The following is a 20,572-nucleotide window of genomic DNA, read 5'->3' as shown; positions in this document are numbered from 1 at the left end:
TTTAAGATTTTGTCGTTCATGAATTCTGCGCAAGTGAACAAGCTCCCTTGCGTTGCGAATTCACGATATAATGAGTCCCAAAGGACTCATATTAGGAGTTTCTTCGAAACTCCGTCATGCGCAGAAAGCGTACGCAGATATATGATATAATAAAACGACAGCTTATCCCAAAGTGGTATTTCCGATCGTTGACCGGGAACACTTTAACAGGTCTCAGGGATAAGCTGTCGTTTTTTATTTGATTTTATTCTGCGGCGGCCTCATTCATTACCTGACATACCGTGTCAAGGATCAGCTGAGAGGTGTATGGCGAATCATCGGACAAAACAACCTGATCCGGTGCAACATTCTGCGCGAGCTGGTCAGAGATTTCCTTGACAGCAGGCTTGATCAGCGGATACATCGTTTCCACGGATTCCTTAAGGTTGACAACTTCGACGGATTTGACGCGGTCCTGATCAAGCGAAACCTTAAGATTGATCTTGGCATCGCCGAGTGTAAGTTTGCTTGTGTAAACACCTGCTATGTATTTGGCAGAGCCGGTATCAGCCGACTGTCCCGATACAGAAGAGGGTGTTGTGGTCGTGCCGGCGGACTCTTTTCCTTTGCCGGGCCAGAACATGAAAAAAAGCAGTATGAGCAGAAGAATGCCCAGACCTACAAAAATAGCAGTGTAAATGATCTCCTTCAACTGAAAAATAACAATTCTGGTACGCGACATAGGAAAACCTCCCAATAGATAAATTTCCGGTTATTACAGTATATTCAATTAGAAAAAAGATAGAACCTCAGTGTGTGATTATGGTAAACTATATGTGAATGAATTATCAGAATTGTAGAAATGATGTGAAAATATTGCATGCAGTTTGGCAAGGCTATCTGTGCCGCAGGTGTCAGCGGTGGGAATGGAGGAAAGAGATGGCAGTTCATTTTATATTAGGGGGTTCCGGGCGAGGGAAATCTTATTATCTGAATCATATTGTGGCGGCGAGGGCGCAGGAGGAGAAGGACAAAACTTTTATTATGCTGGTGCCGGAGCAGGCGACCATGCAGGTGCAGCGCGAGATTGTGCAGATCAGCAGCAACCGCGGGATCATGAATATTGAGGTACAGAGCTTTGTGCGTCTGGCGTACCGTATCTTTGGGGAGACCGGAACGGCAAGTCTGCCTGTACTCGATGATATGGGAAAGACGATGATTCTTCACAAGGTGCTTCTGGCGAAGGAAAAGGAGTTACCCTACTTTGGGAAGAATGTCCACAAAAAGGGATATGTTGCGCAGATTAAATCCTTTCTTTCGGAGATGATGCAGTACGGGATTGAGGAGGAAGGACTTGACGATATGATCCGGGCGGCAGGCTCTAAGGCAGCACTGAAGAAGAAACTGGAGGATATGAAGACGGCGTACCGCGGCTTTCGCGATTATCTGGAGGATCATTATATTACCTCGGAGGAGGTGCTGACAGTACTCAGTGGCGTAGTGCCGCAGTCGAAACTGCTAAAGGACTGCGTAATCTGCCTTGATGGATTTACGGGCTTTACCCCGGTGCAGTACCGGCTGATCCGGGAGCTGATGAAGGTGTGCAGCGACATGTATCTGACGGTGAACATGGACGAGAAGCAGAGCGTATTCCGCACAGGGGAGAAGCATGAATTATTCTATCTTAGTAGAAAAACGACCGTGCATTTCATGAAAATGATCGAGGAAAACGGGCTTGCGGAGCCGGAGATCATACGGGTCGGGGAAGATACCGGCAAGACGAGATTCCGGAAATCGTCGGAGCTTGACCATCTGGAGAAGCAGCTGTTCCGGTTCCCGGTGAAGCCGTATAAGACAGGTGAACGGAGTGACCGTGCGGGCGGGCAGCCGGAATCCGGTGACATTGCAGCCGGGCATAGCACCGCGGCGGGATCACAGTCACAGGCAGAAACATGCGATATAGCAGCCGGTGAAAGCACTATAGCGGCTCCACAGTCACAGGCAGGAACCCGTGACGTCAGCATCCATGTGCTTGCACAGCCGCAGCAGGAGATCACCTTTGTCGCAGAATGCGTGAAGAAATTGCGCAGGCAGGGTTACCGATACCGGGATATCGGTGTTGTTGCCGGTGATATGGAGATTTACGGAACGCTCGCAAAGGATGTGTTTGCGCAGGCTGGGATCCCATGCTTTATTGATCAGAAGAAAAGCATTCTGGCGAATCCGTTTGTCAGCATGCTCGATGCGCTGTTTGATATGATGCAGTACGATTTCCGGTATGATACCGTGATGCGCTATCTGCGTGGAAAATATTCGCCGCTTACCAGAGAAGAGACGGATCTGTTAGATAATTATCTGCTGGCATCCGGTATCCGTGGATCGCGCCGATGGTCGCAGGAATGGGAGGCGGCAGGTGTGTTCCGGATTCGCGAAGAGAGTAAGGCGGCAAAGCTCAATGAGTCGATCAACGATATCCGCAGCAGGGTATGGACAGCGTTTGAGGAGATCAATGGAAGCACCCGCACCGGAAAGCACACTGTGGAAGAATATGCGGCGGCACTTGTCCGATTTATGGAACAGGAGGATTTCTATCATAAGCTGGAGGCGGATGTTGAAAAGTTCCGTGCAGAGGGAGATTCCGAATCGGCGAAGGAATATGAGCAGATCTACGGTATTGTATTGGATGTGCTTGATCGACTGGTGGAGTTACTTGGCACAGAGGAGACGGGGCTGAAGGAATTTCGGGAGCTTCTGGATACCGGCTTTAGTGAGGCACGTGTCGGCATGATCCCGCCGGGAGTGGATCAGATCGTTGTGGGTGATCTGACACGAACAAGATTAAATCACATCAAACACCTTTTCTTTCTTGGGGCAACCGATGCCAATATTCCGTCAGCAACCGGGAGCGGCGGAGTGCTTTCTTCTTCTGAGAGAAGCTTTCTTGCACAGGAGGATTTTACGCTTGCACCGACCGACCGGGAGAAAATATACACCGAGCAGTTTTATCTGTACCTGACACTTACCAAGCCGGAGGAGCATCTCTATCTGTGTCTGTGCGAGTCCGGCAACGATGGCAAAGAGCAAAAGCCGGCCTATCTGATCGACCGCATGCAGAAACTGTACCCGGAGCTTACCGTTTGCGTGGAGGAGCGCAGAAAGGATGCTGTCCATATTTTGGGACAGGATACAGGACTTGGCTATCTGATCCGTGGCTTGCGGAACCGGTCCTTTCAGGATAAAAAATGGCAGCAGATATTCAGCTATTATAAAGAAAAGCACGAAGAGGCATTGCAGAAAATATTGGAGGCAGCCTTCTATCAGCCGGCGCAGGCGGCACTTACCAAGGCAGCAGCGGACATGCTGTATCAGGATATGCTCCGGGGGAGTGCATCGCGTTTTGAGTTGTATGCATCGTGCGCATACCGTTATTTTCTGCAATATGGGCTTTGCCTGAAGGAGCGTGAGGAACGGGCGGTTGCATTTTATGACATCGGAAATATCATTCATGAATCGCTGGAGCTTTACACAAAGGATATGATCAAAAACCACCGTAAATGGCAGGATATCAGCGAGGAGGAGCGTCAGGAGAAGGCGGAGGAATATTTCACGGAGGTGACGGATCAGTACAAGAACGGTCTGCTTCAGGATACCTTCCGGAGCCGTCATATGATGCAGACTATGAAGCGTGTGCTTAATCGTACGATCAAGACCATTTCCAATCAGATGGGGGATGGTGAGTTTGAGACAATCGGAAGTGAGCTTCGTTTTGAGCAGGTTCACGGACCGCTTGTGCTTCGGGGAAGTGTGGACCGCATCGACCGGCTTTCAACGGAGGACACCGACTACATTTCCATTGTGGATTATAAGACCGGTGAGAAGGAAATCTCTCTGTCGGATTTTTATTACGGACTTCAAATGCAGCTTGTTATTTATCTGCAGGCGGCGGTCGATGAGGCAACCGGCAGACGCAGAAGTCTGAAGAAGGAGATCGTGCCGGCGGGAATCTTTTATTTCCATCCGAAGGATCCGATGTTGGACGGTTATACCACCGAAGAAAACAGAGAGGCAGAGATTATGAAATCCTTCCGGATGAAGGGGCTGATCAACGAAGCCGATGAGGTTTTGCATGCGGTGGATTACAGGCTGCGTCCGGAGAGCGGAAGCGGTCTGGCGGCAGGAGTTCACTCCGGTGTTGTACCAATATCAACGAAAAAAGACGGAGATATCGCGAAGGTTTCCAAAAAATATCTTGCGACCGAGGATGAATTTGATCTGCTCATGCAGTATACGAGAGATACCCTTGAGGGAATGAGCGAGGACATCATGGGCGGCGGGATCGGCATCCGGCCTTACCGGAAGGAGGACGATTCGACCTCCTGCGATTATTGTCCGTATCATGCGGTGTGCCGGTTCGATCCGCGGCTGGGACAGGAATACAGAAATCTAAAGGAGCTGACTGACGATGAGGTGTACACGAATCTGCGCAGCCGGTATCCGGAGAAGGAATAGGAGGAGTTCGGGAATATGGGAGAGATGAAATGGACCAAAGACCAGCAGAAGGTCATCGACTTAAGGGACAGCAATATTCTCGTGTCTGCGGCAGCAGGCTCCGGAAAGACAGCCGTTCTTGTGGAAAGGATCATACAGGAGGTTACACAGGACGAGCATCCGATCGATATTGATCGGCTTCTGGTTGTGACATTTACAAAGGCGGCGGCAGCAGAGATGCGGCAGAGAGTAGGCAGAGCCATGGAAAATGCGCTTACCGACCGTCCGGGGGACAAGCGGCTTCAGCGCCAGCTTTCCCTGTTGCACAATGCACAGATCACAACGATCGACAGCTTTTGTCAGAATATTATCCGCAATTATTTTCATGTGATCGATCTGGATCCGGTGTTCCGTGTGGCGGATGATACCGAGATCAAGATCATGAAACAGGAGGTGCTTGAGGACGTTCTGGAGGAGTGCTATGAGCGGGCTGCAAATGCACCGGAGGAGCAGGAAAATATTGATTATATTGCGATGGCAGATATGCTTTCGACCGGACGTGATGACAGCGCGGTCGAGGCACTTGTTCTGAGTATGTACGACATGGCGCAGAGTGCGCCGTGGCCGTCCGACTGGCTGGATCAGGCAGAGGGATTGTATCTGTACGAAAATGTGGACAGTTTACGGGAAGCACCGTGGCTTCATGAAATGGAACAGTTTGCCGGAGATATGATCCGGGGCTATCTGGCACAGGCGTGCCGGACGCTCAGAGTGTGTGAGACAGAGGGACCGGTCGAGTACAGCAGTGCGATCCAATCTGATATTGAACAGCTCGAGATGTGTGCGCAGGAGACGACCTTTGAGGGCTATGCGGATAAGCTGTGCAATTATCTGAATAAGGCACGTCTGGCATCCAGCAAGGCGAACAAGGAGCTTCGGGAGAATATACAGGGTATGCGCAAATCCTATATGGATAACGGAATTATGCAGCTTCGGGATAAATATTTCGGACAGACCTTAGAAGAGCTGTGGGAGCAGCTTCATCATATGGCACCTGCCATGAGAGGTCTGGTGCAGACGACAAGACGGTTTACACAGGCATTTGCGGCACGGAAAAGAGATGATGGTGTTCTTGACTTTGATGATATGGAGCATTTTGCGCTGGAGATCCTTGTGGATCATGAGCATGATGATGCGCCGAGCGAGGTTGCGAAGGAGCTGCAGGAGTATTATCAGGAGATCATGATCGACGAGTATCAGGACAGCAGTTATATTCAGGAGGCACTTCTGTCCAGTATCAGCCGGGCGGAGCAGGGCATGCGCCCGTATTTGTTTATGGTGGGTGATGTGAAGCAGAGTATTTACCGGTTCCGTCAGGCGAGACCGGAGCTGTTTAACAGCAAATACGAGGCTTACGGGTGTGACCCGGAAATGGGACAGAGGATCGATCTTCACCAGAACTTCCGAAGCAGGGAAATGGTGCTTGCTTCGGCGAATTTCCTGTTTGATAAGGTGATGCAGAAATGTCTGGGGGGCATCGTTTACGATGAGGCGGCAAGCCTTGTGCCGGGTGCGGCATTTCCGGAGAATGAACACAGAACGGCGGGGAAGAGCGAGGTGCTTCTGATCCAAGAGAATAAAAGCTTTCTGGACCGGGATTCGATGGAGATCTCGGTCATCGGTGAGAAGATCCGTCAGATGGTGCAGGGCGGGGATCCGCTTTATGTTTATGACGATGACGGCTACCGTCCGGTGTGCTACCGGGATATTGTCATTCTGTTGCGGAGTCCGTCCAGAGTATCGGACAAATATATTGAGGTGCTGTCGAGCATGGGAATTCCGGCGTACTGTGAAACGAAGACCGGATATTTCAGCTCGATGGAGGTGGAGCTGATCCTTGATTTCCTGCGGGTTCTTGATAATCCGAGACAGGACATTCCACTGGCAGCAGTGCTTCGTTCGGTGCTGGGCGGTTTTACGGACAATGAACTTGCGGAGATCGGCGTGGATAAGGAGGGGATCAATTATTATGATGCGTTGATGCGGGATTCTCTGTCGGATGCAACGAAAAAGAAGGTGTCCGATTTTTGGGACATGGTCACAAAGTACCGTGAGAGAGCCGGAGTGCTTCCGGTGTATGATCTGTTGCAGCAGATTTACCGGGAAACGGGCTATTACAATATTATGGCGGCGATGCCTGCCGGGGAGAAGCGTGCGGCAAATCTGGATCTGCTTTTGCAGCGCGCGCTGGAATATGCGGGTAAAGGTAATCACGGCATATTTTCTTTTGTGCGTTACATTGAGAGCATGAAGAAATCCGAGATTGATTTCGGTGAAGCGTCCCTGACGAATGAGGGAATGAATGCGGTACGCATTATGAGTATCCACAAAAGTAAGGGTCTTGAGTTTCCGGTGGTGTTCCTTGCGGGAACGGCACGTCAGTTCAATCAGGTCGATGCCAGAGGTGTCGTGAAGGACAACGATTACGGCATGGGAATTGATTATATCAATCTGGAGGACCGCTATAAAATGAAGACGATCCTGAAAAATTATCTGGCAGACCGGAGCGTGGCGGGAAGCATGGCGGAGGAGATCCGTGTGCTTTATGTGGCACTGACAAGAGCCAAGGAGCTTCTGATCATAACGGGAACCTCCAAGGATCTGGAAAAGGATCTGGCGAAGTGGCAGGCACAGCCGCCGGAATATGGTCTTGTCGATCTGATCGGGGCGAAAAGCTTTCTTGCAATGCTGATGCCGCTGATCACGGATGTGTCGGCGCAGCCTTATTTTGCGATCGAGACATGGGACAGCTCGCGGCTGACCACACAGGCGGCGGAAGAGATGGCGGAGGATATCTTAAGCTATGAGGATCTGAAGCATTGGGACAGCAGTGTGTGCTATGACGAGGAGATCCGGGACGAGATCTGTGCGGAGGAAGCGTATGTGTATCCGTATGAAGCGGAGCAGAATGTGCCGGTCAAGATTTCCGTGACCGAGTTGAAGCGTCTCGAGCTGCAGGCGCGGCAGATGGAGGAGGACGTCTGGGTGGACAGCGAGCTTCCGGAAGTCGGGGCGGCTGAAGGAATCAGGATGCCTGACCTGACGCAGATCGAAGGGAACGAGGAGTCTGAGCCGGCACAGAGCGGAGCTGAGGAGAAGGCGGATCTGCCGCAGACAGGGGAAGAGAAGAAGCGTGATTTGCCGCAGACCGGAGAGAATACTGAAGAAACTAATGGAATAAGTGATATTCCAAGACCACGGTTTCTCGCCGAAAAGGAGCAGCTTTCCGGCGCACAGAGAGGTACGGTGTACCATCTGGTGTTTGAGCATTTTCCTTATGAACTGCTCGATGAGCACTCGGATGCCTCCGTGCTGGAACGCTGGCTGCAATCATTTGCGTCAAAGGGATATCTGACACCGCAGGAGCTTGCCGTGATCCGGGCAGACGATTTCATAGCATTCCTGCGGACGGATATCGGCAGACGGATGCGGGCGGCTGCACTGGCGGGAAAGCTTCAGAGAGAGCAGCAGTTTATGATGGGCTTTGATGCCGATAAGCTGTATCCGGAGGTCACTCACGGCGATATGGTGCTGGTGCAGGGAATTATTGATGCGTGGTTCTGGGAGGATGACGAGATCGTGCTTGTGGATTATAAGACCGATCATGTCAGAAACGATCTCCGGGAGCTGGCAGACAAATACCGGATCCAGCTGGAGTATTATGCGGAGGCACTGGAGCGTGTGACGGGGCATGCGGTCCGGGAAAAGATTATTTATTCCGTCCGCAAACGGGACTTTATCCGGGTGTGATATTCCGGGGCTTTGACAACTTTTGACATTGCCATAATTCTGACAGAAAGATATGGTACAAGTTTGATAAATTTATATATGGCATTTTTAAGAAAAGATAATTCCTGCAGTTTGAGACTTGTAAGGGATGGGAAAGGAAATCAAATGAAAAACAGAAAATGGACAGCATGGTATATTTTGACAGCAATCTGCATTTGTATGGTATTGGAACCGATGGGGCAGATAAACACAGCTTCGGCTGCAGGAGAAGGAACATACAGTGAGTCCGGTTTTTGGGACAGTGATACATCTGCTACTCCGTCGGCGACAGCAACAGGAGGAGGGATCACGACACCGACACCGGTGCCGACTCCGACGAAAAGACCTGCGGTAACAGCAAAGCCAAAGGCAGATATTTCTCTGAAAAATGAGTTTCAGAATGTGGTATTAACGGTTGGTACAACCGGTGAATTTGATATTGACCGCGTAAGCTTTGCATCGTATCCGTTGGAGGATCTGGTGGAGTTACATTATAGCAGTAATGACAGCAGTGTGCTTCAAGTGACCGCAAACGGCGGCTATCATGCCATGAAGGTTGGGGAGACGGTAATGACCGTAACCGGTATCGACCGGGATGGCAATACGATGTTTTACTGTACTTATACGGTGTCCGTATATCCGGACATGTCCAAGGTAACACTTGCGAAGCAGGCGGTGCAGATATACATTGTGAAAAACAGCTATAACAGCACCAACAGTGTACAGATCGCCATTCAGGGCGGTGACAGCCAGATTTTTGACAGCGACAGAAATGAAAATCTGATCTACGAAGTGATCTCTTCCAATAAGAAAATGTATGTTTCGACAGAGATCACGAACGGTAAGATTGTGATCACCTGCAGCGATGCCGGGAGCACGACATTGACGCTCAAGCTTTATGGGAAAGAATATAAGATCCAGTTGAAGGTATCCGTGCTGGAAATGTCTGCCGGATCCACTTTGCTGGCCGGTCATCAGACGAAGCAGCTCCGGGTGAAGGGATATCAGGGAAGCGTTGTCTGGAAGTCCAGCCGTCCGAAGGTGGCAAGTGTATCAAAGAATGGTAAGGTACGTGCGAAGAAGACCGGCAACACGATCATTACGGCGAAGGTTGGCAATGTCCGTGTGGGCTGCGTGGTGTCTGTGACAACGACCACCAAGAAAAAGGTTATCCGCCGTGCGCAGAAGATGGCGTCCACAAGCCAGTACAGCCAGCCGAAGCGCATGTTGAAGGGATATTACGACTGTAGTTCTCTTGTCTGGAGAGCTTACGCAAAATACGGATATCGTTTTGGCGTCACCGGGTATGCACCGACAGCAGCCGGGGAGGCACAGTATCTTGCAAACAGAAACAAGCTTTTGAAAGGAGGATTTAGCCAGAAAAATGCACAGAAGCTCAAGTTCAAGGCAGGCGATCTGATGTTTAAGACCGGTGCATCCAATGGCAGATACAAGGGAATTTATCATGTGGAAATGATCATTGGATATGAGTTCTACGGATGGGATCAGAACAACAAGCCGGTTCTGCTGGTGAAATGGGCGAACCGTCCGGATGGGTATTACGGATACGGTATCGGAATTGTTGGGAAGATGTAAACCGCACAGGATAATGTATTGAAGGGGATGAAACTATGAAAAAGAAAAATGTATTATGGGTAGTGGCGATTGCTGCCGCTGTCGCAATGGCAGCAGGTGGCGGAATCGGAAACGGAGAGGGTAAGCAGGAAGACTGGCTTAGTGCACCGAAGGTGCAGGCAGAGGAACCGGGACCGAAAGTAACGCTGTCTCCGATTCAGAAAGAGAAGGTCTCCTTGAAACAGGATGGACTCTGCTATTATAAGACAACAGCGAGAGGAGCATGGGGAAATCCGAAGAAGTACGGATTTGAGGACACAGATCCGGTTTATGAGCTGTTTGCGTTTGAGCAGGAATTTGACGAGAACGGCAATGCAAAGTATACGGATATCGTAGTGCCGAAGGAAATTGATGGAATTCCGGTAATTGACTGCAACAGTTTTATTAACCATGATGAGATCAAAAGTCTTCGTGTGCAGGCGGCGTACAGTGGCTGGCGCGATTATTCCATACAGTCGCAGGATGAGGATCTTCTGTTCTGCCGTGTGGAAGGCTGCAAAAATCTGGAATATTATGAAATGGCAGACGATACAGAATATCTGGATGATATAGACCTGAAGGGATGTACCTCATTGAAGGAAATCGTTATTCCGAAGGGGATGAAGTCGATGGAGGACGGTGCTTTCGGCTATTGTGAGAATTTAAAAAGCATAAAATTTGATGACTTTTCCAATCTGGATTGCGTTGATGCATTGAAGGATCTGCCCTGGTGGTGGGATAAGTGTGTCCGGAAAAATGGAATGGTTATTTACCAGAAATGTCTGTTAGATGCAGGAAAGGGCTCCAAAACAGTCACGATCCGCGGCAATAAAATTAAAAAGATCATGTCACGGGCATTTCAGAAAAGCAAGGCAAAAACAATTAAGTTAGTCAATGTAAAAAAAATGAGCGAGGACACTTTCAGTGGCTGCAATGCAGAGAAGATCATTGTCGGAAAAGAGACGGACCCTGTCATTCCGGCAGGTTGCTTCGGATCGACAAGATCCCTGAAAGAGCTGCATATCATGTCACGCAAAAAGCTTATATGGGGACCGGTGCCGTGGGGATATTCCGGGTTATGCCTGTTTGACGACGGAAAAGATAAAATAGATATTTACATACACAGTGATAAATTCCACACCGAATCAATGAAGCAGTGGACCTGCGGTAAGAATGTCACCGTACATGTTCCGAAAAAAGTGGTCGCAAAATACCGAAAATATACCAAATGCACGGTCGTTGCGTTATAATAAGGCAAAGGGCAGAAAGATAACAATCGATGTTACGAGGTTATTACAAATGAAAATAGCAATTTGCGATGATGATCAGATTCTTTGTCATCATCTGGAGGAAATGTTACTGGAATTAGGAAGAAAAGAGCAGACGGTTTTACAGACGGAACTGTTTTTTGACGGAGATACTTTATGGAATTATCTCAAACAGGGTTACCGTTTTGATCTGCTCTTTCTGGATATTGAAATGGATCGCATGGACGGCATTGCGGTTGGTCGTGCGATCCGCAATATATTGGGCGATGAGGACTGCAGGATCGTTTATATTTCCTCGCAGGAAAGCTACGCCATGGATCTTTTCGCTGTAAGACCGATGGATTTTCTGATCAAGCCGGTGACGGAAGCACGATTAAAGGAAATATGGGAGCTGTACTGCCGTCTGTCCGAAAAGGGACAGGGAATGTTCCGCTATCAGATACAGGGCAATCAAAACCGGATCGCGTGGAACCGCATTATGTATTTCCGGGTTGATAACCGCAAGATCCTGCTTCACACAACGGATGGAAGAGTGATCGAATTTTACGGGAAAATGTCAGAGATCAAGAAGGAGACGGCGACCGGTAGGTTTGTACAGATCAGTCGTTCCGAACTTGTGAATTATCAGTCGATTGAGGAATACAGAGGAAATGAGATCGTACTTCCGACGGGAGATGTTCTTTCGATCGTTGCGTCGCGCAGAAAGGAAGTGGGGGTGCAGATCGCAGAGTATATGAGGGAGGATCTATGATCTATGTAATATTATTTTTCCTGTCGGAGCTGTGCGACAGCTATTGTATATATCGGCTGATTCGCGGTCTGTCCGGGAAATGCAGGGTAAAGCATGTCTGGGAGGTGCTTTGCTATCCGGTCTATGGTCTTGTGACCGGGGCGGTGTATCTGTTTTGGAATCTTCCTTTGCTGACGATGGTTTCCAGTATGATCGTGCTGTTTGCGCTGACGATGCTGTATGACGGAAAGCTGACGGCAAGGATCTTTTATGTGTTTCTTGTGTGCGGGCTGCTCGCCTGCAGCGAGACGGTGGCGATGGTTGTAATGGGAGAGGTTCCGATGTATGCAGCCTCTGAGAATATGCAGTATGCCAATATTTTTACGGTATATCTGTCACGTCTGATCGAGTTGTTTCTTTTTGAAACGATCGTCAAAGTGGGAGGACGGAAAAAGCGCGAATTTCATTTTTATCAATTGGGGATTTTGTTTCTGATCATGGCGGGCTGCGTGTATCTGGAGGTCGTAATCTATCAGGAAATATTTGCAAGAAAACCGTTTTTTGTGACGATCACCAGCGTGGTTATCCTAGCGCTCGTTATTTTGATCATATGGAGCTATGATATGCTGACGCAGCAGTATCAGAAGGCGAAGAAAAGTGATATGCTCGATATGAAAAATCAGGTCTACAAAAATGAGCTGACCATCCTGAGGGAGCAGGAGGAGGCAGTGCGCCGGATGCGGCATGACACGAAAAATCACTGCCTTGCATTGCGGGAGCTGGCAAGACAGGGCGAAAATGAAAAGGTGATCAAATATCTGCAGCAAGTGCTGGATAATGTGGAATCGGAACACATCTGGATGCAGACGGGCAATCCCGAGATGGACGGTTTTGTAAATTATAAATTTTCACAGGCACAAAAGCTGGGAATTACATGCAGTGTCGATGCCAGGATCCCGAGAGGACTGCAGTTGAATGAATTTGATCTTGCCGGCATTTTAGGCAATCTTCTTGACAATGCACTGGAGGCGGCGCAGGGGTGTACGGATGCGTGGATCAGACTTAGTTTAAGCTATGATAAGCAGGTGTTAAATTTACTTCTCAGCAATTCTTATCAGGGAAAACTTAAGATTCGTAACGGAAGATTGCTGACCCATAAATGGGACACATCAAAACACGGCTATGGTATGGAAAGTATGAAGCGGTCGGTGGAGAAGCTGCAGGGACAGTTTATGGTGGAACATACGACCGATCAATTTACCGTGCATGTGATGCTGCCGATCTATCATAGTGCGGATCGGGAAAGTCAGGGGTAATTCACAACATTTCAGATATCAATTCACAACATCGATCGGGCACAGGAAATGTTTTGTGTTACCATAGAAATAATAGGAGTAGTTTACGCAGGTAGGATGGGAATGCTTCTTAAAGCGCACGAAACAAAAGACAAGGAGGTATTTTTTATGCGAAACAGATTCCAATGCAGAAAGATTACTGCATTGATGCTCACGGCGTGTCTGCTGGTGGCGTTAATATTGCCGGGCGGTTTGCAAACGGTATCTGTGCAGGCGAAAAAGGCAGGGATGTCACTCAGTAAAAAGAAGCTCACGCTGACACTGGGGAAGAAGTCCACGGCGACAGCCACGTTAAAGGTGAAGAATCCGGCACAGAAGGTTGTCTGGAAAAGCAGCAATAAGAAGATTGCCGTCATCAAAAAGACAACCGGGAAGAAGAAACAGACCATCGTTCTTCAGGCGAAGAAAGCCGGAAAAACCGTGATCACCGCGAAGGTCGGTGCGAAGAAGTTCAAGTGCCGCGTTGTGGTCAAGAAGGCAAAGACTGAAGAGAAAAAGGATGTAACAAATGTTGTGACTCCGGGGGCAGTCGGCGTGTACGCAACAAGTGCGACAGCATCCGGAAGTGCGATCAGTGTACATGTGAAGTTTTATAACGGATCGGACGTGAACGCAACGTTCAGCTATCAGTTTTCCATTGAAAAGCTTGAAAACGGTCAGTGGATAAAAGTACAGTCTGCAAAGGATATGATCATTCCGGCTGTGATGGGGCTGATCAAACCACAGGGGCAGGCAGAGGCTTCCTTTGTGATATCGGAGACAAAAGAGCCGGTAACATCGGGAACCTACCGGATCAATACGGATCTGGCGAGACAGGATGGAACGCCGGTGAATAACAGCAGTACGGAGTTTGTGCTGATGGTTCAATGATGAATAGAGGGGAGTATAAGGGGGAACGATTATGAAGAGAACGGAGAAAATTATCTGTTATGTGTTGATGTGTGTAAGCAGTTTTAGTGGCATGTATATGCTGTATGAGACGGTGCTGCGGGAAGTTTCGTCATGGGAAGGCGGACTGAATGCATCGGCAGCATTCGGATTGACGCTTTTATTAAAATATCCGGTGCTTTTTCTGATGATCTTAGGACTTATTGTTATGGGTGGCGTCGGCTTTTTCTGTATCGGAAGTGTAAAACCGATGCAGTTAAGGCTGCGGTGTCAGAAGCTGCCGGAGATCGTATTTTATGGAGTGGTTCAGATCGGCTTTCTTCTGCTTACGATTGACAGAGTGCATTTTGGAGACTGGTACGGTGCGGCTTCCTTTATTCCGCTTTCGGTTGCACTGTATCTGCTTGTGGTTTGGATCGGAAATATACACGCCAGCATCACAGCTTCGGAGGTGCAGGACGGAGGCAATGTATGATACAGCATCCGATCGCACCGGTTTACGATGAGGCTTCCAATGTTCTGATCCTCGGCAGTTTTCCGTCAGTGAAATCAAGAGAGCAGGGATTTTTCTATGGTCATCCGCAGAACCGTTTCTGGCGGGTGCTGTCGGCGGTGTATGAAAAGCCTGTGCCGCAGACCGTCGAGGACAAGAAAGCGTTTCTGCTGGAGAATGGCGTGGCAGTCTGGGATGTGATTGCATCCTGTGATATTCAGGGTTCTGCGGACAGCAGCATCCGGAACGCACAGCCGACAGATCTGGGAGAGATCCTGGCAAAGGGGAAGATCCGTCAGATCTATGTGAACGGCAGGAAGGCAGAGCAGCTTTACCGCAAATATCAGGAGAAGCAGACCGGTCTTAAGGCGGTCTGTCTGCCGTCAACCAGTCCCGCAAATGCGGCGTGGAGCGTTGACCGGCTGGTAGAGGCGTGGAAGGTGATCAGGGAGTAGATGTAGATATAATGAGTCCTAAAGGACTCATATTAAGGGGTTCCTTGAAACGGAGGGCAATATGAAGAAAAGATTATTAGCGGTGCTGACAGTATTCGGGATGGCAGTGACGCTTTGTGCCTGCGGAAATACCGGTGGGAATGGAGATTCACAGAAGGCATCGTCCTCGAATGCGGCTGAGCCGGCACAGACAGTGGCAGAGCAGTCCGGGGATGAGATCGCAGATCTGCTCGGTAAGAAGCTGATTCCGGACGAGGAGCGAGATTATTACCAGAAGTATTTTACAGAGCAGTATGATAAGGTGCGAAAGGATAATATTTCTGACTGGAAGGATTCCGATGGAAACTGGTGTTATCCAAAGGATTATGAAATTCAGTGGATCCCGTCGGATGATGAGGTGATGGCGGCGCAGCAGTTTCCGCAGGAAATGCTGGATGCGATGAGTACCGATGAGCTGTACCGGTTTATCCGGAAAGCTCCGGGTTCCTGGTCACAGCTTGCATTTGACAGTTATGCTCAGGCGTTAAGCTATTACTATTGTCGTTACAATTTTATTGCGGAGCTTATGAGACGTGAGGACTGCGCAGAGGTCATCCATACATATTACGAGAAGACGCCGGCGGATGATGTAAAGCAGTATTCTAAGACAAATTCCGTACAGTCGACCGACCGGAAGAAGCTTGCAAAGCGGGAGCAGTTCCAACTGCTGGAGGGACTGGAGTGGTTCTTCCTTTACAAGGACGGCAAAGCGGTTCCTGACGAGGAAGCGTTTGGAATGTCGTTGATCTCACAAGATTAGACAGCAAAAGGGAAATAAATAAAAGAAGATCGAAAAGAAGACTCGTTGTGTACGTTTTTATGAACGTATATGATGGGTCTTTTTCTGTATCGGGGAACGGGATGTTTTTTGTGAAAGCAGTTTTGTCCACTCTGATCTTGTCCGTTCTTGGCGGCTTTAATTTTGTCAGTTTTTTCCTCTTGACATTGCACGGGGACGAGCGTATGATAATAGAACAGACGTTCGGAACAAATGTTTATTAAGAGATATTGATCAGAAGATGATTTGTCTGTGGCAGCAGCTACAGCGGTTGACTTGAGAGGGGGAGATTACGATGATCTTTGCGGAGCATGCGTCTCTGGAGGAGAAGCTGAGGATATTGTCGGATGCCGCCAAGTATGATGTGGCGTGTACCTCCAGTGGTGTGTCCCGTCAGGGGAAGGATGGATATATTGGCAATTCGAGTGCGGCGGGAATCTGTCACAGCTTTTCGGCGGACGGGCGATGTATTTCTCTGCTTAAGATTTTATTTACGAATGAGTGCATTTATAACTGTAAGTATTGTATCAACCGTGTGACGAATGACGTTCCGAGGGCGACGTTTACGCCGGAGGAGGTCTGTCAGCTGACCATGGAGTTTTACCGGAGGAATTATATCGAGGGACTTTTCTTAAGCTCCGGGATCATACAGTCGGCGGATCATACGATGGAGCTGATCTGTCAGACGCTTCATGATCTGCGGACGGTACATCGGTTTCACGGCTATATTCATTGCAAGGCGATACCGGGAGCTTCGCCGGAGCTGGTGGAGATGGCGGGCTGGTATGCGGATCGCATGAGTGTGAATATGGAGCTTCCTACGGCGGACGGGCTGCGGCAGCTTGCGCCGAATAAGGATCGCCGGCAGATTCTGACACCGATGCGCCAGATCCAGTCCGGGATGGAGGAGAGCCGCGAAGCGCTGGGGATGAAGGGAGGCAACCGCAGTGCGTACTGGCATACCAGCCGCAGGCTGGGGAGGAGCATGCCCGATGGGATCAGTCAGAGGAGTGAGGCACCGAGGCTGAAGGCGCTGAACCGCGAGGAGAGTCATGTGGGGAAGGTGGCTGTGGTTTCCGGAGGAAAGGCAGCTAATGCGGAGTGTGCGTTTTCCAAACGGGCAGATAGAAGCGGTGGTGTATATAAGAATGCTGAGAGCGATCGTTCCGGTGCGGTTATGCAGGATCATTTATTACAGAAGCGCAGCGGTGCTGCGCATCAACAGCAATCTTCCGGTATACCTGCGCAGCAGTCGGCAGTATCGAAGAGGGAAGCATCCTCACTCGTACTGCCGGATACCGCTGCCGGGTTGACCCAGTGGCGGCGTCACGATACGGGCAGGGGCTTTGTGCCGGCGGGTCAGAGCACCCAGATGATCATCGGAGCAGCAGGAGAGAGCGATTATGAGATCATGACCGTGTCGGAGGCACTCTATCAGCGTTTTGATCTGAAGCGGGTGTTTTATTCTGCATTTATCAATGTTAATCAGGATGCCGATCTTCCGACACTGGAGAGCGGACCACCGCTTCGCAGGGAGCACCGGCTGTATCAGGCAGATTTCCTGCTTCGGTATTATGGTTTTGAGGCAGATGAACTGTTATCGCCGTCCCGACCGAATTTCAATGTATTTCTGGATCCGAAATGTGACTGGGCGCTGGGGCATATGGAGTCGTTTCCGGTGGAGATAAACACTGCGGATTACGATATGCTGCTTCGTGTGCCGGGCATTGGTGTGAAGTCTGCCAGCCGCATTATTAGGGCGAGACGGACAGGTTCGCTGGATTACCGCCATCTCAAGAAGATGGGAGTTGTGCTCAAGCGGGCGATCTATTTTATCACCTGCAACGGGCGGATGATGTATGATTTCCTGAAGGTGGAGGAGGATTTTATTACGAGGCGGCTTGTGGGAGAGGAGAAGGCACTGCAGCAAAGCTATGAACAGAATCAGATCCATTATCAGCAGTTATCATTGTTTGACTTTATGACGTGATGCGGGAGGGAAAAGCAGATCGTGGTGCAGGTTTGCCGATAGGCTGTTATCTGTTTGCGGGAGTTTGATGTAAGGACAGGTTTTTGAAAGGCGTGGTTAGTATCATGAAACAGATGCGTGTATATCGGTGTGAGGATACACCGGAGGGCATATTTACAGCGGTTTACGATGCAGGAAAGTCTGCTTACGGACACGACCACATCCGTTTGGAGGTGATCATGCCGGAGGCAGAACAGAACTATATCCTGTTCAGTGAGTATGTGGATGTACAGCCGGATCCGGAGAAGATGCAGAAGGTTCTGCGAACTGTGCGCAACCGGATATCGGAGACGGCATACGAATATATTATGACGGCGGCAGGAAGCCGTCAGCCGGATAAGGCAGATGTGATCTATCATTTCATCGTGTATGGTTTTGCACTGGGCCGGAAGGTCACGGAGGCACTTCATGTGCCGTGGGTACAGAGGATGTTTGAGATATACCGTAGATCGCGCAATGAGGCGCACTATTATCTGGAGTTTATCCGTTTCGAGGAGATTTCATGGCAGGGACAGGCGGTCCTGTATGCTGTGATCGAGCCGGAGAATGAGGTGATCGATACGGTAGCGTCTCATTTTACGGACAGACTGAATCCGGAGTGGTTTATCATCTATGACAAGACGCATCACAAGGCAGCGTTTCACAATCCGGGGAGACGATGGTATCAGCGGATGCTCGAACCGGACGAATGCATTTTGTTAGACCGGCTTGAGCACAGTGGAGAACGGGAGTATGCGGATCTGTGGAAGGCATTCTTTGAAAGTATTGCGATCCCGGAGCGGGAGAATGCAGATCTGCAGAGAACGAATCTTCCTTTGCATTACCGGAAGCATATGACGGAGTTTGAATCTCACAGAATATCACAAAATTGAGAATCTTTTTGTTTTCTCTGTTCAAGGAGGCGGACTGTGTTACAATAAGGCACATACAGTTTTACTCCAGGGGAGGAAGAGATATGCACAATATATTGGTGGTAGAGGATGACAGTGATCTGAATCAGGCGGTCTGCTATGCACTTCAGAAGGCCGGATACGGTGTGGTAAGTGCGGAAAGTATTGCAGAAGCCCGGAGGATATTTGTAAGTCGGCAGGTGGAGCTTGTCTTGTTGGATGTAAATCTTCCGGATGGTGAGGGATATACGTTGTGCCGGTGGCTGAAGGAACAGCAGGCGGAGCTCCCGGTGATTTATCTGACGGCAAGAGATCTCGAGGAGGATGCGATCAACGGATACGAATCCGGAGCGGAGGATTATATTATGAAGCCTTTTTCCATGCGGATCCTGCTTCATAAACTGGATGTGATCTTAAGGAGAAATTCCCGCTCCGGACGGCTTATCTTTTCGGATGATCATTTGCAGATCGATCTGGAGCAAGCCGTGGTGACAGTGGACGGTCAGGAATGCTCGGTCACGCCGACGGAGAGCAGGATGCTGCGACAGTTTCTGATCAACAGAGGGCAGCTTCTGACGTACGATGTTTTACTGGATCGTTTGTGGGACAGCGGTGGACAGTTTGTTGATAAGCATGCGCTGGCGGTGAATGTCAACCGTCTGAGAGCGAAGCTTGAGGATGAACAGCATAGATATATTTCTAATGTATACGGGGTGGGATATCAATGGATTGGATGATGTGGATCGTGCCGGTGGCGGCGGGAGCCATTGTTATGGCACTGCTGTGGCGTAATTACCGGCTGCATAAGAATATAGAAGAATTTGCCGGAAAGGTGGAGCAGGCTCTGGACGTGATTTCTTCCGGTGGGGAATGGAAGCCAGAGGCACAGATGGAGGACAGCCTTTGGGGCAGAACGGAGACGCAGTTAGCAAGGGCGGCACATTTGTTTCAGCGTAAGTCCGAGGAGAGCCGGAGAGAGCGGGTGCAGATCAAAGGACTGATCTCGGATATTTCTCATCAGACGAGGACACCGGTTTCCAACATGAAACTATATATAGAGTTTCTTGGTGAGGAGGAACTTTCGGAGGACGGACGACAATTCCTTAAGAAGCTGCAGACTCAGGTGGAGCGGCTCGATTTTCTGATGCAGAGTATGGTGAAAATGTCCCGGCTGGAGACGGGGATCCTGCAGATACAGAAGGAACCGGGTGATATTTGTGAGACGCTGCGGCGGGCTGTGGCAGCGGTTGTTCCGGATGCAGCAGTGAAACAGATCGACCTTTTCATGGAGAGCAGTGGAGAAGTGATGATCGATCATGATGGCAGGTGGACGCAGGAGGCTGTTTTTAATATTCTGGACAATGCAGTGAAGTACACGGAGTCCGGCGGTGAGATTCATGTCGCATTGACGAGACAGGAAATCTTCTTGAAGATCAGTATTTCGGATACCGGAAAGGGAATTGTGCCGGAGAGACAGGCGGAGATCTTTACGAGATTCTACCGGGAACCGGAGGTTCACGATAAGCCGGGAGTTGGGATTGGTTTGTATCTTGCACGCAGGATTATGGAATTGCAGAAGGGTTACATAGAAGTGGAGTCGGAGCCGGGAGAGGGTGCAGAGTTCCGTCTGTACCTTCCATGGCGGGATGCTCAGGACAAGGTGTGATCACAATATTGTGATATTTCGTAATTGAGACAGGTTTGTGATTTTTACCGGGTATTCTGTGAATATCAAAAT

At 49.5% G+C, this 20,572-nt stretch carries 15 protein-coding genes; 14 read left to right on the top strand and 1 reads right to left on the bottom strand.

Annotation, left to right across the window (positions count from 1 at the left end):
* Nucleotides 1-244 precede the first annotated feature (244 nt).
* The gene (locus tag ACZLMD_RS02045) at nucleotides 245-721 is read right to left on the bottom strand and encodes a hypothetical protein (RefSeq protein WP_022305602.1); all 477 of its coding nucleotides are present in this window, start codon (nucleotides 719-721) and stop codon (nucleotides 245-247) included.
* A gap of 197 nt (nucleotides 722-918) precedes the next feature.
* On the opposite strand from ACZLMD_RS02045, the gene ACZLMD_RS02040 reads away from it, so the two are divergent.
* From ACZLMD_RS02040 to ACZLMD_RS01975, 14 genes are all read left to right on the top strand, one after another.
* A complete protein-coding gene (locus ACZLMD_RS02040) occupies nucleotides 919-4,488 on the top strand; it encodes a PD-(D/E)XK nuclease family protein (protein WP_489495044.1) in 3,570 nt (1,189 codons plus the stop codon).
* A gap of 15 nt (nucleotides 4,489-4,503) precedes the next feature.
* Complete coding sequence (gene addA, locus ACZLMD_RS02035) at nucleotides 4,504-8,277, top strand: helicase-exonuclease AddAB subunit AddA (protein WP_489495043.1); 3,774 nt, start codon at nucleotides 4,504-4,506, stop codon at nucleotides 8,275-8,277.
* A gap of 144 nt (nucleotides 8,278-8,421) precedes the next feature.
* Nucleotides 8,422-9,891, top strand: a complete 1,470-nt coding sequence (locus tag ACZLMD_RS02030; RefSeq protein WP_489495042.1) for an Ig-like domain-containing protein — start codon at nucleotides 8,422-8,424, stop codon at nucleotides 9,889-9,891.
* 35 nt (nucleotides 9,892-9,926) lie between these two features.
* Complete coding sequence (locus ACZLMD_RS02025) at nucleotides 9,927-11,159, top strand: leucine-rich repeat protein (protein ID WP_482522951.1); 1,233 nt, start codon at nucleotides 9,927-9,929, stop codon at nucleotides 11,157-11,159.
* A 49-nt stretch (nucleotides 11,160-11,208) separates the two neighbouring features.
* A complete protein-coding gene (locus ACZLMD_RS02020) occupies nucleotides 11,209-11,928 on the top strand; it encodes a LytR/AlgR family response regulator transcription factor (RefSeq protein ID WP_022305597.1) in 720 nt (239 codons plus the stop codon).
* The gene (locus tag ACZLMD_RS02015; protein ID WP_489495041.1) at nucleotides 11,925-13,223 is read left to right on the top strand and encodes a sensor histidine kinase; all 1,299 of its coding nucleotides are present in this window, start codon (nucleotides 11,925-11,927) and stop codon (nucleotides 13,221-13,223) included. Before ACZLMD_RS02020 ends, ACZLMD_RS02015 begins: the two co-directional genes overlap by 4 nt.
* Nucleotides 13,224-13,370: 147 nt before the next feature.
* A complete protein-coding gene (locus ACZLMD_RS02010; RefSeq protein ID WP_147403700.1) occupies nucleotides 13,371-14,132 on the top strand; it encodes an immunoglobulin-like domain-containing protein in 762 nt (253 codons plus the stop codon).
* Nucleotides 14,133-14,163: 31 nt separating this feature from the next.
* Entirely contained in the window at nucleotides 14,164-14,625 is a 462-nt protein-coding gene (locus ACZLMD_RS02005) for a hypothetical protein (protein WP_022305593.1), read from the top strand.
* On the top strand, nucleotides 14,622-15,098 hold the full coding sequence (locus ACZLMD_RS02000; protein ID WP_118559567.1) for a DNA-deoxyinosine glycosylase: 477 nt from the start codon (nucleotides 14,622-14,624) through the stop codon (nucleotides 15,096-15,098). The genes ACZLMD_RS02005 and ACZLMD_RS02000 overlap by 4 nt, the downstream gene beginning before the upstream one ends.
* Before the next feature lie 61 nt (nucleotides 15,099-15,159).
* The gene (locus ACZLMD_RS01995) at nucleotides 15,160-15,897 is read left to right on the top strand and encodes a hypothetical protein (RefSeq protein ID WP_489495040.1); all 738 of its coding nucleotides are present in this window, start codon (nucleotides 15,160-15,162) and stop codon (nucleotides 15,895-15,897) included.
* Between the two features lie 313 nt (nucleotides 15,898-16,210).
* Complete coding sequence (locus ACZLMD_RS01990; RefSeq protein ID WP_489495039.1) at nucleotides 16,211-17,905, top strand: putative DNA modification/repair radical SAM protein; 1,695 nt, start codon at nucleotides 16,211-16,213, stop codon at nucleotides 17,903-17,905.
* A gap of 104 nt (nucleotides 17,906-18,009) precedes the next feature.
* Complete coding sequence (locus tag ACZLMD_RS01985) at nucleotides 18,010-18,816, top strand: TIGR03915 family putative DNA repair protein (RefSeq protein WP_489495038.1); 807 nt, start codon at nucleotides 18,010-18,012, stop codon at nucleotides 18,814-18,816.
* A gap of 83 nt (nucleotides 18,817-18,899) precedes the next feature.
* Nucleotides 18,900-19,571 carry a response regulator transcription factor gene (locus ACZLMD_RS01980; protein ID WP_118559573.1) on the top strand — a complete coding sequence of 224 codons (672 nt, stop codon included), beginning with the start codon at nucleotides 18,900-18,902 and terminating at the stop codon, nucleotides 19,569-19,571.
* The gene (locus ACZLMD_RS01975; RefSeq protein WP_022305587.1) at nucleotides 19,559-20,500 is read left to right on the top strand and encodes a sensor histidine kinase; all 942 of its coding nucleotides are present in this window, start codon (nucleotides 19,559-19,561) and stop codon (nucleotides 20,498-20,500) included. Before ACZLMD_RS01980 ends, ACZLMD_RS01975 begins: the two co-directional genes overlap by 13 nt.
* Nucleotides 20,501-20,572 lie beyond the last annotated feature (72 nt).

The organism is Jutongia sp. (genome assembly GCF_057878315.1).
This window is presented reverse-complemented; position numbering and strand designations above follow the sequence as displayed.